Annotated in this window: 14 protein-coding genes and 1 pseudogene; 6 read left to right on the top strand and 9 right to left on the bottom strand. The window is 41.8% G+C overall.

Annotated features, from left to right (window positions below):
• Window positions 1–109: 109 nt before the first annotated feature.
• The 3 genes from minC to minE all read left to right on the top strand — a co-directional run bounded on the left by minC (window position 110) and on the right by minE (window position 2,465).
• On the top strand, window positions 110–1,153 hold the full coding sequence (minC, locus tag NSTC731_RS23180) for a septum site-determining protein MinC (RefSeq protein WP_445626977.1): 1,044 nt from the start codon (window positions 110–112) through the stop codon (window positions 1,151–1,153).
• Between the two features lie 172 nt (window positions 1,154–1,325).
• Entirely contained in the window at window positions 1,326–2,132 is an 807-nt protein-coding gene (gene minD, locus NSTC731_RS23175) for a septum site-determining protein MinD (protein ID WP_012410009.1), read from the top strand.
• Between the two features lie 36 nt (window positions 2,133–2,168).
• A complete protein-coding gene (gene minE / locus NSTC731_RS23170) occupies window positions 2,169–2,465 on the top strand; it encodes a cell division topological specificity factor MinE (protein ID WP_292776638.1) in 297 nt (98 codons plus the stop codon).
• A 386-nt stretch (window positions 2,466–2,851) separates the two neighbouring features.
• On the opposite strand, the gene NSTC731_RS23165 is transcribed toward minE, so the two are convergent.
• Window positions 2,852–4,186, bottom strand: a complete 1,335-nt coding sequence (locus NSTC731_RS23165) for a hypothetical protein (RefSeq protein WP_445626976.1) — start codon at window positions 4,184–4,186, stop codon at window positions 2,852–2,854.
• A 1,104-nt stretch (window positions 4,187–5,290) separates the two neighbouring features.
• Here NSTC731_RS23165 and fmt point away from each other — a divergent pair.
• A complete protein-coding gene (gene fmt / locus NSTC731_RS23160) occupies window positions 5,291–6,295 on the top strand; it encodes a methionyl-tRNA formyltransferase (protein ID WP_445626975.1) in 1,005 nt (334 codons plus the stop codon).
• Between the two features lie 58 nt (window positions 6,296–6,353).
• Here the strand turns inward: fmt and NSTC731_RS23155 are convergent, their stop codons facing one another.
• Together NSTC731_RS23155 and NSTC731_RS23150 are read right to left on the bottom strand one after the other, a co-directional pair.
• Window positions 6,354–6,722, bottom strand: a complete 369-nt coding sequence (locus NSTC731_RS23155) for a DUF6464 family protein (protein WP_322674884.1) — start codon at window positions 6,720–6,722, stop codon at window positions 6,354–6,356.
• A 145-nt stretch (window positions 6,723–6,867) separates the two neighbouring features.
• Window positions 6,868–8,376, bottom strand: a complete 1,509-nt coding sequence (locus NSTC731_RS23150) for a hydroxysqualene dehydroxylase (RefSeq protein WP_445632152.1) — start codon at window positions 8,374–8,376, stop codon at window positions 6,868–6,870.
• A 252-nt stretch (window positions 8,377–8,628) separates the two neighbouring features.
• Here NSTC731_RS23150 and NSTC731_RS23145 point away from each other — a divergent pair, with 252 nt between their 5' ends.
• Complete coding sequence (locus tag NSTC731_RS23145) at window positions 8,629–9,531, top strand: class I SAM-dependent methyltransferase (protein WP_289797938.1); 903 nt, start codon at window positions 8,629–8,631, stop codon at window positions 9,529–9,531.
• A 270-nt stretch (window positions 9,532–9,801) separates the two neighbouring features.
• Here the strand turns inward: NSTC731_RS23145 and NSTC731_RS23140 are convergent, their stop codons facing one another.
• Window positions 9,802–11,850, bottom strand: a complete 2,049-nt coding sequence (locus tag NSTC731_RS23140) for a potassium channel family protein (protein WP_445626974.1) — start codon at window positions 11,848–11,850, stop codon at window positions 9,802–9,804.
• Between the two features lie 293 nt (window positions 11,851–12,143).
• Here NSTC731_RS23140 and modB point away from each other — a divergent pair, with 293 nt between their 5' ends.
• Window positions 12,144–13,964, top strand: coding sequence for a molybdate ABC transporter permease subunit (gene modB / locus NSTC731_RS23135; protein WP_445626973.1), 1,821 nt, complete (start codon window positions 12,144–12,146; stop codon window positions 13,962–13,964).
• Window positions 13,965–14,241: 277 nt separating this feature from the next.
• Here the strand turns inward: modB and NSTC731_RS23130 are convergent, their stop codons facing one another.
• The 5 genes and pseudogenes from NSTC731_RS23130 to NSTC731_RS23110 all read right to left on the bottom strand — a co-directional run bounded on the left by NSTC731_RS23130 (window position 14,242) and on the right by NSTC731_RS23110 (window position 21,878).
• Entirely contained in the window at window positions 14,242–15,900 is a 1,659-nt protein-coding gene (locus tag NSTC731_RS23130) for a hypothetical protein (protein ID WP_445626972.1), read from the bottom strand.
• A gap of 235 nt (window positions 15,901–16,135) precedes the next feature.
• Window positions 16,136–17,728: an RNA polymerase sigma factor gene (locus NSTC731_RS23125; protein ID WP_445626971.1), complete on the bottom strand. Its 1,593-nt coding sequence runs from the start codon at window positions 17,726–17,728 to the stop codon at window positions 16,136–16,138.
• Window positions 17,729–18,577: 849 nt separating this feature from the next.
• Window positions 18,578–19,629, bottom strand: a pseudogene (locus tag NSTC731_RS23120) (IS630 family transposase).
• A 145-nt stretch (window positions 19,630–19,774) separates the two neighbouring features.
• On the bottom strand, window positions 19,775–20,143 hold the full coding sequence (locus NSTC731_RS23115; RefSeq protein ID WP_445632151.1) for a four-helix bundle copper-binding protein: 369 nt from the start codon (window positions 20,141–20,143) through the stop codon (window positions 19,775–19,777).
• Window positions 20,144–20,633: 490 nt separating this feature from the next.
• Entirely contained in the window at window positions 20,634–21,878 is a 1,245-nt protein-coding gene (locus tag NSTC731_RS23110) for a pyridoxal phosphate-dependent aminotransferase (RefSeq protein WP_445626970.1), read from the bottom strand.
• Window positions 21,879–22,104 lie beyond the last annotated feature (226 nt).

Here is a 22,104-nt window from a genome sequence, read left to right as displayed (position 1 = left end):
TGCCAGACTAACATTTTGCTACGCATCACTCCTTGTCGGTAATACAAATCCAAAATCCCAAATTTAAAATCCAAAATCTGTGTATCCTTTGTCTTTTGGCTAGTACTCCATGACTTCTGATTCTGCGATTCCCAATCTAAAGTCAAATTCTGCACTTCCTAATGCAGAATCAAACTCTATCCTTTCTGAGATAGAGGTAAATTCTACTGTTTCTGATGTAGAGTCAGATTCTATCCTCCCTGATGCTGAGTTAAAATCTGTCCTGCTTTATTTAAAATCAAATACTGTTCTTGGAGATGTAGAGTCAAATCCTGCTGACCCAGATGTAAAGTCAACTAATACTGATGCCGGATCGGATTTTATCCTGACTGATTTAAATCCCAATGAGTTAGCATTACCAGCGCATCGCGTAAATGATAATACTCAAGTCCAGTTAAAAAGTAAGGAGGGACGATTGTTATTAATTTTGCCCTCAGAATCTCAAGTATCTGCTTCAGAACTTACTTGGTCTGATATTTGGCAGCAAATCAGACAACGTCTGAGTGCAGGCGATCGCTTCCGGGTATCTAATACACCTGTGCATTTAATGGCACAAGACCGTTTGGTAGATACCAGACAACTCCAAGAACTCGCCGAGGCTTTGAGTGAAGTCCAACTCCGACTGATATCTGTCTCGACAAGTCGGCGGCAAACTGCGATCGCTGCTGTGACATCTGGGTATTCAGTAGAACAATTACAGCCCGTAACTTCCCTGAGTTCTGAGCCAACAACTACAGCGATCCCCCAAGAAGATGCCCTTTATTTAGAAATCACAGTCCGCTCTGGAGTAGAAATTCGTCATCCTGGGACAGTAATTATCTTGGGAGATGTAAATCCAGGTGGTATTGTAATTGCAGATGGAGATATTATTATCTGGGGTCGTCTGCGTGGAATCGCTCATGCTGGGGCTGGAGGCAATAGTGAGTGTCTGATTATGGCCTTGCAAATGGAACCAACCCAACTGCGGATCGCAGATGCTGTCGCTAGAGCACCAGAAAAACCGCCAGTGCAGTTTTATCCAGAGGTGGCACATATTACGCCCCAAGGAATTCGGATCGCTAGGGCGACTGATTTTTCCAGAAACCAATTCACCAAGAGCAATCAAGAACCATAAATATTTACTTAAAGAATGAAGTATATAAGTAAAGATGAAATAAAACAAATATTTATGCCTCGCCCTCATCAGGGAGAACAGATATTTCTTCATACTTGATACGATACTTCATACTTTATACTGCAATTTACTGTTTTATATTTCCTGAACCCTCATTGACCGCATTTCTATCATGACTCGCATTATTGTGATTACCTCCGGTAAAGGAGGAGTGGGTAAAACCACAGTTTCAGCAAATTTGGGTATGGCTTTAGCCAAAATGGGGCGTCAAGTTGCTTTGGTTGATGCGGATTTTGGTTTGAGAAATTTGGATTTGCTCTTAGGGCTAGAAAACCGCATCGTTTATACTGCGGTAGAAGTTTTAGCCAGAGAGTGCCGATTAGAACAAGCCTTGGTGAAAGATAAGCGCCAACCGAATCTCGTACTTTTGCCGGCAGCCCAAAATCGCTCTAAAGATGCAGTCACACCCGAACAGATGAAGTTATTAGTGAATGCACTAGCGCAAAAATATCAGTACGTGATTATTGATAGCCCTGCCGGTATTGAAAATGGGTTTAAAAATGCGATCGGCCCGGCCAAAGAAGCGCTAGTTGTCAGCACACCAGAAATTTCCTCAGTTCGTGATGCCGATCGGGTAGTAGGGTTACTAGAAGCACAAGGTATCAAGCGTGTTCATTTAATAATTAACCGTATCAGACCCGCAATGGTGCAGGCAAATGATATGATGTCAGTGCAAGATGTTCAGGAACTTCTCGCCATTCCCCTCATCGGGGTAATCCCTGACGACGAGCGTGTTATTGTATCTACCAATCGCGGCGAACCCTTAGTGTTAGCAGAAAATCCCTCTTTAGCTGCCACAGCCTTTGAGAACATTGCTCGTAGATTAGAAGGGGAAAGTGTCGAATTTCTGGAGATCGACTCGTCCCAAGACAGCATCTTCGCCCGCCTACGAAGGTTGTTGTGGACAAAGATTGTTTAACTTACCTTTCCAGTCTCCGCCCCAGACCTATTCGTAATGATTGAACTTCTAGAAAAACTTTTTTTTCGCGGCCCTGATAGCAGTCGAACTCAAGTTAAACGTCGCCTGCAATTGGTGATTGCTCACGATCGCGCTGATATAGATCCTCAAACGTTGGAAAAAATGCGCAAAGAAATCCTAGATGTTGTCTGTCGCTATGTAGAAATTGAGACAGAGGGCTTGGAGTTCTCCTTAGAAAGCAACCAACGAACCACAGCTTTAATTGCCAATTTACCCATTCGCCGGGTGAAGGGTGCTATACCTGAATGGGAAAGAGGTGATAAGCCTCTCTAGCTTTAATTTTAAGTATTTTTATTTACGATCTAGTTAAATTGTTGGTTCCTAGTCAGGACTTTATTCCTGGCTTTGAGGACTAAAGTCCCCACTACAAACTACTTTTTATAAATGGTTTGGCAGATATTATATTGCTGATTGAAAATCTGAATTTATCTCACCAAAACAGTAAAAATTAGACTTCTTGGCATTTGTCGGGAAAAGGGGAAAAGGCTCTGTATTGTCCCCTTCCCCTTTAACCTTTACCCTTTTCCCCAAGAGTGCAAAAGCACTTTTGCAAGAGGTCTATTGAAGATATTCAACCTCTGTCACTCTCCGAAAACACAGATAAAAAAATCCCGTTGTCAGCAGTGACGACAACGGGAGTATGTAGGGTTTTTTATAATCTATCGGTAGGCAACTTGGGGGCCTGCCCAAATTTCTGTCACCTTTTTACCAAAAGTAATCGGCCGATCGCTGTCGGTTGTAGTAATAGCCTTGCCATCATTAGCAACTTGTATTAATGGCCAGTTTTCCTCGCCCAATTCTCCCGCACGGAATAACACGCGATCTGGTTGGCTTTTACTCCACCCTAACAATACAGCAACTTTTTCATGTTCTTCGTCACTAAGAGGAGCAACTGTGTTAGTGTGATTTTTTTGCCGATCCCAAATCACAGCACTATCTGTAGAATCACCCGTGTTAAATATACCATCAAACTTGCGTGCTAAGAAGCGATCGCCTTTTTCTGACCAGCTAACTGGAACTAATACTCCAATCTTACCGCTCGTATCAGTTTCTTCTGAAGACTCCGCTTTTGCAGCCTTTACCTTTAATAAAGGATCGCTAACTGGAGTCGTTGAAGCCATCACCCACAATTTGTTAGTGTGCATATCTTGGACAAACAGAACGCTGGTGACACGACTGTTGTACATTTGGGGTTTTACCTCCAGTTGCACCCGGCTATAAACAGCATATTTACCATCTGGAGAAATCACGGGTACGCTGCGATAGTGACGCACTCCAGAACCACCATTAGCAGCAACAGCTTCTTGAGTTGCTGTAATCCATTTCCAAGGAATCGGATGAGGACTACCTATTGGGTCTATTTGTTCTGCTTGGGACTCATCAACTGGTTCCACAACAGGTATTTCCGTCGTTGTGGTTGATTGAGATTCTTTAATCGCTGGTGCTACTTGAGTTGCTGTCAATGATTCAGTCAAAGACTTTTCTCTAGAGAGATAATTTTCTTGTCCTCTTAAAGACTTGACATTAGCAGCTTTAAGTTTGCGTATTAAATTAAGTTGACTAACAGGAACATCTGTTGATGGTGCGAGTTCAACTGCTGCCAAAGAATCGGGAACAGTTACATCACTTACATCTAAATCGCTGCTTGAGAGATAATTATCTACTTCAGTTGGAGACTCAATTTTATTTGCTGGTAATACTTGCGGTTCCTGAACAGCAGTACTTTGTGTTGGCACAGAGTCAAATTCTTCTGTGATCGATTCGATTTGATCTGTTTTTAATGTTTCAGCTATCTCAGGTTCCCCAACTACAGCTATTTCCTTTGATCCAGAGTCAGATTCTTCAGTTATCGAAGTTAGTTTATGTACTTCGGATTTTACTGGGATCGAGTGAGCCGATGCTCCTAATAATGGCGCAATTAGGATCGCAACGACAACATAATTGAGAAATGGTTGGGTGCGGAACCATCCTGACAGCAAAAGGGGTTTAAGCATTTGTAGACTCTCTAGAGGGGGCAATTGCTATGTGAGAAGCAATACATCAACAGCAATGAGCAGGTGGTAGTTATATGTATAACAAGAAACTAAAACTAATGACGAAATAATATCTTCAAAGTTTGCAGAGCTTTACAAAAATTAAGTATCATTGTCTACACCTTTTCTTACCTAGATACGGAATATTTTTTCGCAAAAATATGCGAGTATAGTAAGTATGCTGAGAACTCAGTAATTACTACACGATATATAATGTGCCTATACCCAAACACACCAAAAATAAGTCTTGGTTAAGGAATATTTAGGATATAGTTTGAGGAATGAGGCTGGCGAACAAGAGTTAGATAACTCAGCTATCGGGGATCGTACTAGCGATCGCTAGTACACAGCAAATAAGCTAGGTTACACACTAAATATAACAGCGCAAACCCTCATGATAGTAAACGTGAGGCGTTAATTAAAAACCTGGGAAACCGGACGCATAATACATCATACTCAGAATATATTGCTATCAGCAACCCAAAGTTATAAATTGCTATCTAAACTACAGAAGTAGTTAGAAGACGCAATAGTTTTTCGGAAATGTAACTACATTTAAAGTTAATTTCGGGCAGACGATCGGGAACACAACAAAATTCACTCGGTAGATGCTCTAGCGACTCGCAAAGAAAAACCACTAAGTGATTGTTTCACTAGAGGCAAATGCGGCTGATACTAGCTGTTACGCTTGTCAACTTAACCCGGTAAGTTAATCAAGCAGCCTTTGGTTTCATGAATACGAAAATATTGTACCACCAAACAGCCAATATTATTTACAGCTAACAACTGTATTTTGCAACTGCGTCCCGAATACAGAAACCTGCTAGTAGTCTGCCAACCCAAAAATGCGCTTGTGAGGATTGGGTAAAGGTTAAAGGTTAAAGGGGAAAGGATAAAACACCTTTACCCATTGCCCTTTCCCCTTTCTCCCGCCAAGGAAACTTGGCGAACTGCTAGATGCAGGCTTAGTGAATTCTGTTTCAACATGAAACTTAAATGTTGTCAGTTATCAGGGGCGCACTTACGATTAACTAATGACTCACGACTAAAAACTATTAATTATTAATGAAAATTGTATTTTTTGGTACACCTCAATTTGCTGTACCCACCTTGGAAAAATTATTGAATCATTCAGAATTTGATGTGCTGGCGGTTGTCACCCAACCAGATAAACGCCGGGAACGCGGAAATAAACTGACGCCAACACCCGTAAAAGCGATCGCCACTGCTCACAACTTACCAGTATGGCAACCCGAGCGGGTGAAAAAAGACACTGAAACTTTAACAAAACTCAAACAATTAGATGCAGATGTGTTTGTTGTTGTCGCTTATGGACAGATTTTATCGGCAAAAATCTTGAATATGCCAAAATTAGCTTGCATTAATGTGCATGGCTCGATTTTACCCAAATATCGCGGTGCAGCACCGATTCAGTGGTGTTTGTATAACGGTGAGAGAGAAACGGGGATCACCACCATGTTGATGGATGTGGGGATGGATACCGGCGCAATGCTCCAAATAGTCACTACACCGATTGGATTACTGGATAATGCCCAAGATTTAGCCGATAGACTAGCAGAAATCGGTGGGGATTTGTTGGTAGAAACTTTGTTGAAGTTGGAAGGTAAAGAAATTCAACCAATACCTCAAGATAATTTAGCAGCGACTTATGCGCCTCTGATTCAAAAACAAGATTATGCTTTAGATTGGTCAAAAAGCGCGATCCAATTACACAATCAAATCAGAGGCTTTTACCCTAACTGCACCGCTACCTTTCGTAACAACCTGCTGAAAATCACTGCTTCTGCTCCTCTTGGTTCTGTAAGCGATTGCGATCTCCCACCAGAATTACAAGAATTAGTACATAAATTGCCTGATTTGTCAAATACATCAGATCGACCAGGAGTTGTAGTCAGCATTGCTAAAGGAATTGGTGCGATTGTCCAGACTGGGGAAGGTTTATTGCTGTTGCGAGAGATTCAGTTAGCAGGTAAACGTCCCCAGTCTGGATGGGATTTTGTTAATGGTACCCGCTTAACTGTGGGAGAAGTTTTTGGTACGGGAAGCTGACAGGGATGCAAGAGATGAAGGAGAATAACTTTTAACTCCTCATTTTGTACAGACGCGGTTAATCGCGTCTCTCCGAAGACTTTTCATAAAAGCGGCAAGATTCGCAAGGGCCATCGGGGTTGACTGCACAGCGAATAAGTTCTGAATGAGCATTGTAGCAGCAGGTGGCATCGCCGACTACCCAACGTCCCGCTACCAAACTTTTCTCAGATGGTCGTTTAGCAGACTGTACATAAATGGCAATATTATGCAAGCGGTAGCGCCCAGCTTGAAGTTTGTATCTATGACGGCGCTCTAAAACCGCGTAGGTTTTACCTTCAAAATCAAGATAGTTTCCGGGTTGGGGTGTCCAATCAAGTTGCACTCTACCGAGGGACTCACGCGGGTGCGTCAGAATCACCTCAGTTGGTAAAGAGTCTGGCTCCATAAGCTTATGTGATTTGATTTACATTATAAGGATAGTATCGCGATCGCTTTCTTTAGCTTATCGAATTTAAATTACAATTGATGATTAACTAGATTTGCGAGAAATATACATGCAGTAGGGATGCACTGCTGTGCTACCCTACAGATTACGGCAGCCAAAAGTCAGGTAGGATAGATTTGCTCAATTTACGCAAAGTTTGGTTGAGCGATCGCGCCATTTGGATATGCACTTCATCCTCTTCTACAGCTAAAATCTCAGATGGCTGACCTTTTCCCAAATAAGACACTACCAAATTCGCTGCCTCCAAACCAGTAACATAAGCTTTTTCCTGCGACCAGGAACCATGACGGTTCACAATCCAATCCCCACTCATAAACACATTCTCAAAACTTGTCTTCGCGGGCAACATATAACGATAGCTACCAGGTGCAAAGTGAGTCACTGCTTGAAGTAGCCGAATTACACTGCTATCAATTATCTTTGCCTCCCGAAATGCTGGCACACAAGTTGCTAAATAACCCTGAACGATTGCTAAAATCTCCTCATCACTCAAACCTAGAAACTGATTTGCGTGATAGAAATCAGCTTCAATCACTGTTACCGGCTCATCTCGATATTCATCATGTAGAGCATTCAAATCAAAAAACGTCCAACCTGTAGTTGCATCGAATCCAAAACAAGCATTAGAAGGACGAGGAATATCAACTTTACGGTCAAACCATAGTCGCGTGGCTAAAACATCAATTGCTCCTAAATTGCTCAAATTACGAAATTCTTCACGGCTTTGTAAACTAGGGCTAGTTGAGACAATTTTCTTCATCCCCGTGATTCCAACCGCAAAAATCACCGCATCTGCTTCAAAAACTTCATCACCACAAACCACACCCTTAACTTGATTACTATCAACAATTAAGTCTGTAACCCGACGCTTTGGCAACACTCGTGCCCCAGCTTTTTCGATACGTTTTACCCAAGGACGAAATATCTTTTCTCCGACAGTTCCCCGACACCAAACCACATCAAAATCCGGTTGATGAGCCAGAATAAAAAAGTAAAGCATCCCTAAAGTTGCGGCGGCTGAACACTGTTCGCCAGGGGCAAATAAGCCCACTAATAACATCGGTTCAAAAGCTTCGCGATAAAGTCGGAAAGAAACGTTAAAGTCTTTGAACAATTCACGGGCAGTTACAAAATCATAGCGCCGCCAAGCTGCATCGGAATTATCAAAATCAACGACAGCATAAAGTAAAGGCAGGGCGCTGAGACGGTCAATTAGTGGCAGCCGCTTAAACTGAGTGTAGAGAAAAGTTCCTAGTGGCGAGGGGAGTCGCGGTAAATCTTGAAAAATTGGTGATTCAACTTCCAAACCGGCTGGCGAATATTGCGAAGAACGAGTCCAAGTAGTAAAAGGATTAATTTCTAATTCATTGATTAAAGAAAAAATATTTCTGTAAGGATACCAGAACCCATGAATGCCAGCTTCAACAGACTTTCCAGCAGATGTTTGCCAACCTGCCACCAATCCACCAGGATAGGGGCCTGCTTCCAGAAGTGTCACATCATAACCTTGTTTTGCCAAATGGTAGGTTGCTCCTAAACCAGCCCAACCCGCACCCACAACTACCACCCGTTTTTGTTGTAACCCTCCTACCATCGCCGCCTCCAATTGTTGCAGTCCATCAACTAATGTATACGAACTTGTGTTGCGATCGAGCAAGGGTTGTCATTATAGCGGTTTTCACTTGGATGCAATAGGCTCTTTGCTAGCACATTCCATCGAATTTAAAATAGTTATAGACTTTAAAAAAGGCTTGAGAGTTAGCCGTTCAGGAAAAATCACTTGCGGTTAATGCTGAGTTAAGAGTATAACAGAAAACAGAATTCACTATTGATGAGGATAATCATAATGTCTCAATTAGCAAATGTAAAATCCAGTCTAAATGACTTTGAATTACGAGATGGAATTTATTTTCCTAGCGACTATGAACAATTAACTAATACTCAACATAAAAAAACATGGGATGCAATTGGTAAAACATATTATGGCTCCCAAAAAATTGAAAAAGTTGCAGCGACATCGCCCATTAAACAAGATTACACTCTGTTAACTGGTACGCCTGGAGGTACTTGGAACAAATTTCCGTTGAATAAATCTGTCGGTTCTATTCTAGAAATTGGTTCTGGTTATGGTCGCGCACCTTTACATCTCTCGAAAGCGAAAAATCTCAAATGCGAGAAATATTACGGCATTGATATTTCTGAACCTTTATTGCGGCGGCTAATCAAAGTTAAACAAGAATACAATTTTTTTCCAGAAGCTGAATTTAACTTGATTTGCACTTCTGCTGAAACATTGCCTTTAGAAGATAATTCTATAGATTTGGTAATTTCTAATTGCGTTTTTATGCATATTCCAGATGCCCAACTAAGAAATTTATTGGCTGATATTTCTCGCGTGTTAAAACCTGGTGGAATTTTTGTTTTTAATCATTCATTTCACAATAAATCTTGTCCTTCTCATATTATCCATAATTTTATCAGAAGGCTGAACCCATTTGTGAGAAATCCAGTTTATCTCAAACAATATTCAGCTGCTGAAATAGAAGAAATGTTAGCTACTGCTGGGATGAAAACGAAGTGTCCAGAATACATTGTCGAACCAACAGCAGAATATGCAATTTTGCCGGAAACCATCAAAGGGATTCCCGTGCCGTTTGCTAATGCTATCAACAGAAGTCTCAAGCCATCAGATAATTTAAAAGAAACTTTGGCTTACGGTTTTAGTGCGTATAGTACGAAACTGGACTGATTAATAAACTCTCTGGTTGTCACAATCAATTGAATATAAATAATCTACAAAAGCACAACAATGTTGTGCTTTTATTTTTGCAATCAATGCCTATGAACTTTAGTTTTTTATTTTTGGCTTTGAGTTTGCTTATTTAGTCTAAACTCCAATCATCACAAAGACGCGATAAATCGCCGTCTCTACAATAATCTGTCTTTTGTTTTGACGGCGATTCATCGCGTCTCTTGCCTTAACCGAATAGTATTGATATGACTTCTAGTTATGGGAGGATTAAGGCTGCCCAATGAAGATTAGATTCGCCAAAACTTGTACTTTTGTTAACTCGCGCACGAGACGTTGAGCTTGATGTTTATAAAGTGGTATTGGCAATACTCTAGGCAAATTATTCATCCATTGTCTAGCGGTGGTGGAACTACATCCCGTAATCAAAACTATCTCTTGGGCACCATATATAATGGCATTTGTAGTCAGAGCTTTTTCAATCTGCACGCTCCATTGGCGAGGCAGCATTTCACCCCATTCAATTTGCTGCAAACTACTGCTTGTGGCTAAAACAATTAAGCGATCGCCAGCATCAAGCTTAACATCATACCAGGGCATTAAAGAGTAATTGTCTTGCTGATATTTCTGGTAGAGAATCGGTACAACACTGTAACCAGATGCTATTTCAGATAAAAGCAAACCATTCAAGGTATCGCCATCTTCAATCTTGTATTCTGTCACCATGACTATTTGCTCGTTCAAATGAAACAAGCTGAGAACATTTTCTCCAAAAGCAGCACAAGCAAAAACTTCTGCCGATAAAGCCGCACCACATATAACTTGAGCATAAGGGAACAAAGGGGCGACATTATCACTAAATTGGCGGTCTTGAGAGCGGATAATCAAGGTAGTGGCAGGATTCATTGCATGAGCCATCAAACCAATTTCCAGATTTTCCATATTGTCGTCCCCAACTAAAATGATGCTTTTAGCATGGGAGATATTCGCCTTAATGAGTGCTTCGGTAGCATTACCAACGACAAGGGGCATATCGGGCAAAGTTTCTTGGTCGAGAGTGGTAGGATGAATTCCTACTAACGGCTGGTTGAGTTCTTGCAAAAGAGCAGCTACTTTTTGTCCCAAGCGATTTAAGCCAATAATTATTAGATGGTTGCGTTGTGGTATAGGAGGGCGGGAATTGAAAAAATGGAATCTTGAAGTGACAAGAGCATCAGTCAGCAGTGCATATAATACTCCCACGAAAGCTTGACCTGTCAACGTTAGTCCCAAGCTAAACAACCGCAACCACCAAGGGATAGCGTCTGAGGGCTTTGATTGCGCTGCAAACTCAACACCACCAAATAAATCTCCGTATCCTCCCAAGAGCAAAATTGCTGTCGCATAGAAAGCTTCTTGGATGCTGATATCAGGATAATATAAGCGGTAAAGAACTATCCCAACAAACCACAAGATGAGTACAGTAATCGCATAGATTGTTGCAATTCGCCGGATTTGATTTTGGCTTTGGTAGTAAGATTGCCAAAATTGCACTATTTTATCCTTGAGATTTATCGCTGTCATACCTTGGATAAACTGTTGCCAATGCCACTTTTGCTTATGAGATTGCCGACGTTGTTCAGAGAAAGCTAAATCGTATGCCACATCAATGTAAACTAGCGTATCTCCTACCTGTACTTCTGCCTCTGGATTCCAGCCAAACAATTCTTTGAGTGGCTTAGATGAAACAGGTGTATGACTCAAGATGCGGCGAGTTGTCAGATTGAGTCTATGTACTGGCTTGCCATTACACCAGCTATCCTTTGCTTGTACCTGATGCTTTATGACTTGCAACAGTTGCCCTTCTAAGGTGAAATATCCAATAGCTTCAGAACCAAGGGCTGTGAGAGCGAAGGCATGAGCTGAAAGATGAGTAGGTTCAAAGGCAACAAAATTACCGAGATTTTCCCACAAGAGTTTGTTGAAATTTTGTTTGTCAGAACGTACAATCAAGCGAACGTGCGGATTAAGACGCCGTGCTGCAAAGGCAGCTTCTATATTTATCCGCTCATTTCTGGTTACTAAAAGTATTGCACGACACTGACATATACCTGCTTGTTCTAAAACACTTGGCTGGCGGCAGTCTCCTACAATTAACTTTTCTAGTAAGTTAGGTACTTCTGGGACTTCCCAATGTTCGGGCTGCACATCCTCAATGGCACTGACTTTAACATCGTATTCTTTGAGGATTGCCACGCAATGTTGCCCTAAACTTTTGAGTCCACATACTAAGAAAAGGTCTTGGGGTTTTTTTTGATTGCTGGTAGGAGGAGGATGCACTTTCTGTTGACGGTAGCATTCGATACTGCTAACAGGATGTGTTTGCTAAGGTTTTTACACTTCGGTAATTTCCAACAATTTTAGCAGTTGGTTTTAAGATGAGTATCAAATGATAATAAACCGTAGCGAATTCTGATATTTGATACCTAACTGAAGGCGAATCTGATTTAAAGCTTGGATATTTTTGGGATTTCCTTGATTGATTGTGATGTAATTTACCAACTTTTTCCAACATATTAAAGCCAAAGTTGGTAAATTAGGGATTAGTTGAGCTAATTCTTCCCTACGCAACTATGCCATTGGATTTATCGCCTCTTTGGATATCACTCAAAACTTCATTACTTGCCACATTTATCACCTTCTTTTTGGGTATCGCTGCTGCCTACTGGATGCTGGGATATGGTGGCAAAGGTAAATCGTTGATTGAGGGTATCTTTATTGCGCCCTTGATTTTACCGCCCACAGTTGTCGGGTTCTTGTTGCTGCTATTTTTTGGCAAAAATGGCCCTGTAGGGAAATTCATGGGGGCTTTTGACTTCAGCATCGTTTTTACTTGGTATGGTGCAGCGATCGCAGCCACGGTAGTTTCTTTCCCTTTAATGTATAAAACTGCACTGGGAGCCTTTGAACAAATAGATGCTAATTTGCTGCGAGTAGCTAGAACCCTTGGCGCAAATGAAACCACAATCTTTTGGCGCATCAGTTTACCCTTAGCATTACCCGGCATTGTCGCCGCCACAATGTTAGCTTTTGCCCGTGCTTTAGGAGAATTCGGCGCAACCTTGATGCTGGCTGGTAACATTCCAGGACAAACGCAGACAATTCCAATGGCGATTTATTTTGCAGTGGAAGCGGGAGCAATGAATGAGGCTTGGTTTTGGGCGATCGCAATTATGGTGATTTCGCTCTCTGGAATTATCGCAGTCAACTTCTGGCAAGAATTGAGGGAAAAGAGGAGGGGAGGGGGGAGAGCAGGGGGCAGGGAGCAGGGGGCAGGAGGAGCAGGGGGAGATAATCTTTATACCCCGGACTCTAGCTTTGAATCTGGTGGATTGTTTGTCAATATTGAAAAAATCCTGACTAGCTTTGATTTAAAAGTTGCTTTCACTACTGATGAGCAACCCTTGGGATTGTTAGGAGGTTCTGGAGCAGGTAAGAGCATGATTTTGCGCTGCCTTGCGGGAATAGAAACGCCCACAACCGGGCGCATAGTTTTAAATGACAGAGTTTTGTTTGACTCAGAACAAAGAATTAATTTACCTAGCCGCGATCGCCGCATCGGTTTTTTAGTGCAGAATTATGCCCTATTTCCCCACATGAGTGTGGCGCAAAATATCGCTTTTGGCTTGCCCAAAAACCTATCTGCTGGGAGTATTCGGGTGCAGGTAGAGGAGCAACTAATAGCGATGCAGTTGCAAGGATTAGGCGATCGCTATCCGCACCAACTCTCAGGGGGACAACAACAACGGGTAGCCTTAGCAAGAGCATTAGCAAGTCAACCGGAAGCATTGCTTTTAGATGAACCGTTTTCCGCACTTGATACCCATCTACGTAGTCAATTAGAACAGCAAATGACAGAAACTCTTGCTGATTATCAAGGTGTGACTTTATTTGTCACCCATAATATGGAAGAAGCTTATCGGATTTGCCCGAATCTATTGGTGTTGGAGCATGGTAGAGCCGTTCATTATGGCTCCAAATACGATATTTTCCAGCATCCTGCTACCGTTAGTGTCGCCCAACTTACCGGATGTAAAAACTTCTCCCGTGCTGTTCTCCAGTCATCTCAACAGGTGGAAGCGATTGATTGGGGTTGTACTCTGCAAGTAATTGAACCAGTCAAGAGTGAATTATCTCACGTCGGCATTCGTGCCCATCAGTTTATTTTTACCAACGACTCATCACAGGAAAATACCTTTCCTTGCTGGCTAGTACGAACCAGTGAAACACCCCATCGAATGACATTATTTCTCAAATTACATTCTGCTGGCAAGAATTCTCAAGATTACCATCTGCAAGCTGAAGTCTTCAAAGAAAAATGGGCGACGATGAAAGACCAACCTTTTCCTTGGTATGTGCGTTTAGATCCTCTGCGCTTAATTTTGATGGAGTGAACGCAGAGATATACAGGATAGAGGGCATTGCATATTTGAGTGTTGCATCAAAAGTAAAACTAAATGGTAATCGATGTACTATAGCTTGTGAATTGTATCGCCAGTATTTTGTTCTGAAAAGTTTGAAGAAGCAGATTGGGAATAGAGCGATGCCGATAGAGCGGTGTTTCCCTACGGGATAGCTCCGCTTTACGCAACTTAGCTGCCGTGGCTTTGACATCGGTGCCGGATATCCTCAGCGATCATAATTTTTCAGACATTCCTCTAGAAAAAATATTTACAGTTTGGCAATTATTCTTCTGACTAGTGATACTTTTGAAGTATTTATCGCTGGAAAATTGAAAGTGCCACCAATAACGTATGCCATTTTTTGTAGCTCAGGTATCGATACAACTTCCGGAGACGGTGAAAAAATGACTGAAAATTCACTATTTGAAGAACCCGGATGAACTTGGCTAGAGTATATCCCTTTACTAAAGCTTCCAATCTTATTAAATCCAAAAAGTGTAAGGTTTCCCTTGCGGTTTTGATCCCAAGATTGTTTGAACTTTTTGAAATCTGCATTTTGGTAAAGGATTGTAACTGTTGGATAGTTACTGATTAGTAGGCTTGTGAGTTGACCAAAGTCCCCCCTATCAGCTAAAGAATTCAAATTATAATTAGGTGGTAACACGAATTTAAATCCTGTAACGTCCTGTGTGCCGTTCTTATAAGCCTCAGCAATTGGCTCTTCATAGTACCAGCCAATATTAGTAGCTTGCTGCCAAGCTAGTGGCTCTATCGGCACCATAGTGTATCCTGGGTACTTAATCTCGATCAAGCTATCCTTACTACTCCCCTGAACCATTTGCATATTGTCATCAAAACTATTCTCTTGGGAAAACCGGAGTACCGAGCCAAAAAAGAAGCTAGGTAGATCTGCGATGCTAGCGATCACTTCTGTACTAGACTTTTCTGAAGTCCTGATATCAACCTTAATGATTTGTTGTTTGTTGTTCAGGTCATTTTGGATAGAAGCCAAGGAGCGAGAGATACTGTAACCCACTTGAAAGGTTTGAGAAACCGCCCCTGTGTTGGGGTTAACAGTTTGCATACCACCATTTTCCCTAGTCGGATGAGAGGTATTATTTACCATCTGGCGGACAAGCCAATTTCCCATTTGGATCTCGGACTGGAGAAGGTTTACAGATTGCATAAGAGCTAGGTAAATTGATAATTCCGTTACAACTGGCTCTCCTGATACAGGCATTTTCGGGAGTAAATCCTTGAGATTCTGAGCATTTGCCATCTCCTTATTTGTCAGTGGTAGCTTTTCTTCCTCTTGCCGACCGCTCCATTGGGAGCCAAGAACGTAGCTAATTACATAATCTATCTTGGCCAAAACAGCTTGATCCCCTAGCCTGTTCTGAGCCTTTTTTAGATCCTCAACAGTAATCTCGCCAAAAATTTCTTGGTACTTGTTAACAATTGATTGAGCCTGAGTATTTGTATGGCTCAATGTATCATGGAGCTTAGTTTGATCGGCTTGACTTAATGTATATTTAATGCTGGATATAAGTTGGATATAAGCATTGGGGAACCCTCCAGCAGATGAAATTTGGGCTGTTCCCGGTAGACTCCCCGGTGATACTCGGGCACTGATGTAGTTGAAAGTACCTTCGTTAAATACTTGGTTTATATTCTGGTAATACCACATGAAGTCACCCTGAGAGGGAAACGCAATCGGTGTAATCTTAGTATGGTAAATACCAGCAATTGCTTTGTTAATAGTAACTTCGAGATCGGAGTAAAACTTTTGTTCGCTAGCTGTCTTAGATGGCAGGGTTATTAGGGTATCTTTTTGTCCAAAACTGTTTCTAGCTTGAACAGATATTAAGGTTTTATCTGTTGTTAACCTGTATGGTATTTGAGAGTAAGATTTTTCACTGATAAACAAGCATTTGATGTAAATTGTACAAAGCATCACGACAAAAATAACTGACCAGTTTTTTCTCCTCATACCCTTTTGAATAAATGCATTAGATACCTGAAAACAGCTATAGATTTACAAGTTTTTGCTCTGCAAAGATAAGCAGTTGACTTGGCCTTGCAGAGCACGAGTAATTAAACTGATCTGATTGCCTAACTTAGGCTAATGTCCGATCTTCGCAACACGAACTTCAACCAGTTAGCTAGACAGAAACAAGCTGTTCAACCTGTTGAGAAGAGGTCACTCCAGGGTTGGTAACAGCACCACCGATGACGTATGCAGTCTTCTGTAATTGAGGTACCGATAGAACTTCCTTCGACGCTGAGAATGTTACTGTAAAAGTGCTGTTATCGGCTCCCTGCTGATAACTACTACCATACGCTCCCTGGCTGAAGCTTCCGAGTTCGATAAAGCCGAAGAGCTTGAGATTTCCACTGACACTTTGATTCCAGGATTGTTTAAAACTAGAGAAATTGGCGTTTTTGTAAGTGATCTCGATCGTTGGATAGTTGGAAATTACCAAGTTGTTCAGCAACCCGAAGTTCCCTCCCTTAGCAAAAGGCTGTAGATCGTAGGCCGGTTTGTTTAGGAATTTGAAACCGGTAACGTCTTGAGTACCATTGTTGACTGCCTGTGCAATTGGATCTGTGTAGTACCAGCCAACATTGGTAGCTTGTTGCCAAGCTGTTGGAGCCATCGGCACTACAGAGTAGCCTTTCCAAGTTAGCTTGATTGAGGCATCTGTACTTGTTCCTTGCGACTTGGACATATCGTAACTGCCACCAGCTGTTGTCGCAAAAGTGAGCCAAGAGCCGACTGAAAAACCAGCTTGCCCTTCGATGCTGACACTGACACTCTCTCCAGATGCCTGCGAGGTTGTCATACCAAAGCTGATAGTGTTGTTGCTGTCTAGATCGTTCTGGATAGCTGCTTGGGATTTGGAAATGCTGTAGCCTACTTGTAAATTAGGCGACACTGCCCCCACAACAGGAGCCGGCTCCGAGTGCTGCATTGATCGCACTACCTCAATCGATTCCTCACCAACAACACTCTCCACTTCCTCCACCGCAACGGATAACGTCACCATCTCGATCGCAATCGGTTCAACTCCCGCATTCCCCTTGGATATTTCCCCAATTGCAGACTCAGTTACTTCCATTGTTGGCGTAACAGATTTATCCGTATCAATCCTATCCTCATCGATAAAGTATCCCCTCAATTCCTCTCGCAGAATTGCCCGCGCTTGGGAGATGCGCTTGCAGACATTCTGGTAAGAAATCTCTTGCTGTTGGACAATTTCTTGATAAGACAGTTCCTGATAAAAGTGCAGGATAAACGTCTCGCGTAGCCTAGTCGGTAAGTTATCAATGGCACGACGAATCACAATCCTTTTCTCGCCAGTCTCCATTGCACTTTCTGGCGTTTCCTCACTCCGTACCAGTCCTTGCTCCTCGTTCGAGGCGTATACTTCTATATTTTCAACTCTATTCGCACTGCGATCGCGTTCTCGATGAATATCCACGCAGAGATTATGAGTTAGTCTTGTCAGCCACGCCTTAAAATTAGCAATTTCCTCCGCATACTTTTGCACCTTCTCCCAAGCCTTGAGCATCGCCCGACTTAGCGCATCTTCAGCATCCGTCGGATTCCCACCCATCCACTTGAGACAGTAACGATAAAGATAATCTCGATATTCCTGCCATTGTTGCCAAAATCTTTTTACTAAATCTTCATCTTCTGAGTTATTCCGCAGGCAGGACGTAATCGATGCAACTACTGATTGACAATTTGACATAACTCCTGATGTGGTAGTGTATCCAATTGCTGCAAAATTAATGCCTTCAATCCCTTATAGGGCTAGGCATTTGAGTATGAAATATGGTCTGAAAGTCAAATAATGATGTACTTGCTGTATGCCGTAAATCTAACATCTATCTTGAGACGTATCCTCAGTAAAATTACGTACCATAATTTAAGAATATTAAATTAATGTGAGTTCGACAGTTACAAAAAGGCAAAAAGCTTACTAGATATGAAGTGCGAGAAACTGGGCAGGTAATGACGTATTCACAGGTGGTGCCAATACGGTTCGGTTAAAGGGGAAAGGAGAAAGGGGAATAAAAAACCTTTAACCGCAAACCCATTTCCCTTTTCCCCAAACCCTATTTTGAGTTCAAAATGCTTATCCGAACCGTATTGCAGGTGGTGCGGCGGTTGATAGGTTCCTTTACAACACCAGTGCTGCTTTTAATGGCTCTGCTATTGGTCTAAATACCATTAGTGATTTCAACAAATCCCAAGGTGACAAGATTGAACTAGATAGACTACCTTTTGTGCGTAGACGCTTCTCCTGTCGGAGACGCTACGCGAACGTCTTTTCGCAGACATCGCTCTAATTCTGAAATTATTTAAGTAATATTAATTATTTTTAAAGTATTGGTTTAGACTTGCATCAACGGATAATTTTAGAAGTACTTATATCGTGTCCAGATGAATAGTTATAAATAAGCTCTCCTTGTTCTTGGCCACCAGTAATATCATGTCCGGTTAAAGACTTATCATTAAGACCGCAGGGGGCAGGGAGCAGGGGGCAGGGGGAAAGAGGTTTTCCTGGTTTTTGCACAGATGCAGGAATCATAACTAATTAGGCGGACATGATATAATAGCAAGTTAATCCTTGGACTAAATGATGTTGCTTCATGATCTGTTGACATCGGTAGACCAAAAGCTCTTCTAGTTCGTCTAGAGATGCTGGGGAAAAATTAGCAACTACTTCATTGGTCAGAGGCCACAACCTTTCTGCAGGTTGCAATTCAGGAGAGTAGGCAGGTAAATAAATTAAATCAATTCCTTCGGGAACAATTAAGTTGTTACTTGTATGCCAACCAGCCTGGTCAACTGTTAGTAGAACTCGTTTGTTTTCTCCAAAATCGTACTCTTGGGCAAAGTCAGCCAAGACTCGATTAAATACTTCAGTATTGACTCTAGGTAGAATCCACCAATATGTCTCACCAGATTCTGGATGTACAAATCCATACAGCCATATCCATTTATACTTTTGTTGTACTGAAGCAATTGGCTGCTCTCCTTCTGGTATCCAGACTCGACGCAAAACCGGATGAAGACCTAAACGGTGTTCATCCATACTCCAAACCTCTATCTGGGCATTTGGATATTTGGCTTGAAGAAATTGCAGCTTCAAATTTAGTTTTTTTTCCAGTTTTCTTGTTCAATCGGGTCGGCTTGGTGATGTTCTCTTCGAGGCACACGTAATCTGTATTTCATCTGTTTTAAATATTCCCATCCACGCCGACGGTCTACTTTCTCACCTGTTAGCTCACTTAACCAATCTGCCACTTTTCTACCATTCCACAATCCCCCATCTGGTGCTTTGTGTGAAAGTACCTGCCACAGTTGAGCTTGCTGTATATCTGATAACAATGATGCTTTACCTCGATTCTCATAGCGCTTGTTACCTAAACCTCCGACACCATTTTGGTTGTATCGTTTTACCATTTGATAAATCTAAATTTTTGAGTATCCTGTCACTTGAGATACTTCCTGTACCGTCTTTCCCGTCCTCAATAACCAAATTATTTGGTAATGGCTGCGTTGGCTTGGTTCTGTTGCTTGACGGTATCCAACAAATAGTTCTTCTGTACTTAAGTGGCTAGCAATCGCAATCCGTTTTGGCATAAGACATAGATAGGTCTACTGCAACGATTCCAATTTTATTATAAGTAATCATCCGGACTTGATATTACTTCAAGCGCCCAGACCCAAAGAGTCTGAGCGCTTGAATATTAGGTTGCAGAGAAACTTCTGCTAGATTGTTGTGGAATTATGCAGGCATCATGTGCATACTTCTGCAAGACTCTGCACACTTACGGCAAGCGGCAGCACATTCCATCATTTTCGCGTCATCGTTCATCATCTCACACGCCATTGCAGTGCGATCGCACATTTCCGCACAAAGCATACAAGTGCGTTCCATGAACTCAGAACCGCTCATCATCATATTCATGCACATCATACACATTTCAGAGCAATCGCGCATCATGCTCATCATGCTCATCATGTTCTTATCCATGTGCTGACCACCTTTGCTCATACAATGAGTCATGGTTTCCATGCACATTTTATGACAATCCATACAAACATTCATGCAAGTCTGCATTTCTGGAGTCATGGTTTCAGTCATCATCATCATCGGAAATATCTCCTGATTTTTTGATGCATAAAATAGTGTCCCCGAAGGACTATTTATCACATTAGTCTTATCCTTTTAAAGAGTCAATGGGGTTTTTAAGAGAGAATTTTTAAGCCTACTATCCCGATATAATTACCGGGAATCTGAACTAATTCTACACTAATTTGGTGTTGTTTTTCTGGAAAATACTATACATTAAGGTTTAGAAACCCTCGTTTACAAGTGTGGTTTCCTTTGGCAAGTCAACTTTATATCGGGGATCAAAAGTTAGAGTTAAATTTAAGTCGAAAATAATGTTATTGTTTTTAACAAATGAATGCCTAAACTAAGCATTTGTAAATTTATATTAACTTGTGTTTGATTAATTTATATTAACTTGAAGATATAGGTCTTGAAAAATTCGTAATTCCTAATGGAATTTCAACTGCACTTAAAAGAAAATTTCCTCGAAAAAAATAATTTTCACAACTTACATAAGATATGATGTAGGTTATAGATTTGATTGCAATTTTAGTAAGCGATCGCTGGCTGCTTGTAATGTCTCAGGTCTTTTGCTAAAGCAAAATCTAATCAATGAATGTCCTTTTTCTGGTTGACTGAAAAAGCTGGAACCGGGAACTACAGCAACACCGATATCTTTAATCAGATGGTAAGTGAATTCAACATCTGTTTTATAGCCAAATTTGGAAATATCTGCAAGAATGTAATAGGCTCCTTGAGGAACGAAATAGGGAATCCCAACTTGGTCTAGAATTTGTAAAATGCTGTCTCGCTTCTGGTGATAAAGTTTGGCTAATTCTTCATAATAGGATGGTGGCAGTTGCATAGCGGCAACTCCGGCTCGTTGCAATGGTGCAGGTGCGCCAACGGTGAGAAAATCATGGACTTTGCGAATCGCCCCTGTCAATTCGGGGTTTGCTAGAATGTAGCCGACTCGCCATCCGGTAACACTATAAGTTTTAGATAAACCGTTAATCGTAACGGTGCGTTCTTCCATACCGGGAAGAGTCGCTAGGGCAATATGTTGAGTGCCGTCATAGAGAATATGTTCATAGATTTCGTCTGTGAACGCTAACACATCCCATTTTTGACAAAGTTCAGCAATTAAGGTGAGTTCTTCACGGCTGAAGACTTTACCTGTGGGATTATGGGGTGTGTTGATAATAATTGCTTTGGTATTGGCATTGAAAGCTTGACGCAACTGTGCTTCATCAAATGTCCAATGAGGAGGATGCAGTGTCACGTAGCGGGGTATAGCACCAGCTAAAATCGCATCGGGGCCGTAGTTTTCATAATATGGCTCAAATACAATTACTTCGTCACCGGGATCGACTGTTGCTAGCATTACAGATGCCATTGCTTCTGTGGAACCGCAAGTAACGGTGATTTGGGTTTCGGGATCGATATCTAAGCCGAGATACCAACGGACTTTGTTAGCGATCGCATGACGAAATGGGCGATCGCCCCAAGTAATGGCATACTGATTAACATCTGCCTCTATCGCCTGATATGCTGCCTGTTTCAATTCTGGTGGACAGGGAAAATCAGGGAACCCCTGCGCCAAATTCACCGCATCGTGTTGCAGTGCCACCCTGGTCATTTCTCGAATCACAGACTCTGTAAACTGTTCTGCCTTCGCTGATATTTTTTGGCGCTTAATCTCACTCACCCCTATACCTCCGTCGATCGTTATTGCCGAAATCCTGTGAATTTCTGTAACCCAGACTAAATCCATAAGATTGATAGATTTATCGTAGTATACTCAAATTTCTGAGCTAGAGGAAGAAGCAAGGGAGCGGGGGAGAAATCAATTCAAAATTCAAAACTTGTACTGAGCGTAGCCGAAGTATTCAAAATTCACGCATTCAAACATTTTAGAACTTCTACCTCTTTGCCCCTCTGCACCTCTGCCCCTCTGCCCTCTGCCTCTTCCCAATGCCCTTATTATCTATATACTTAAT

This window comes from Nostoc sp. DSM 114167, assembly GCF_052692655.1.
This window is presented reverse-complemented; position numbering and strand designations above follow the sequence as displayed.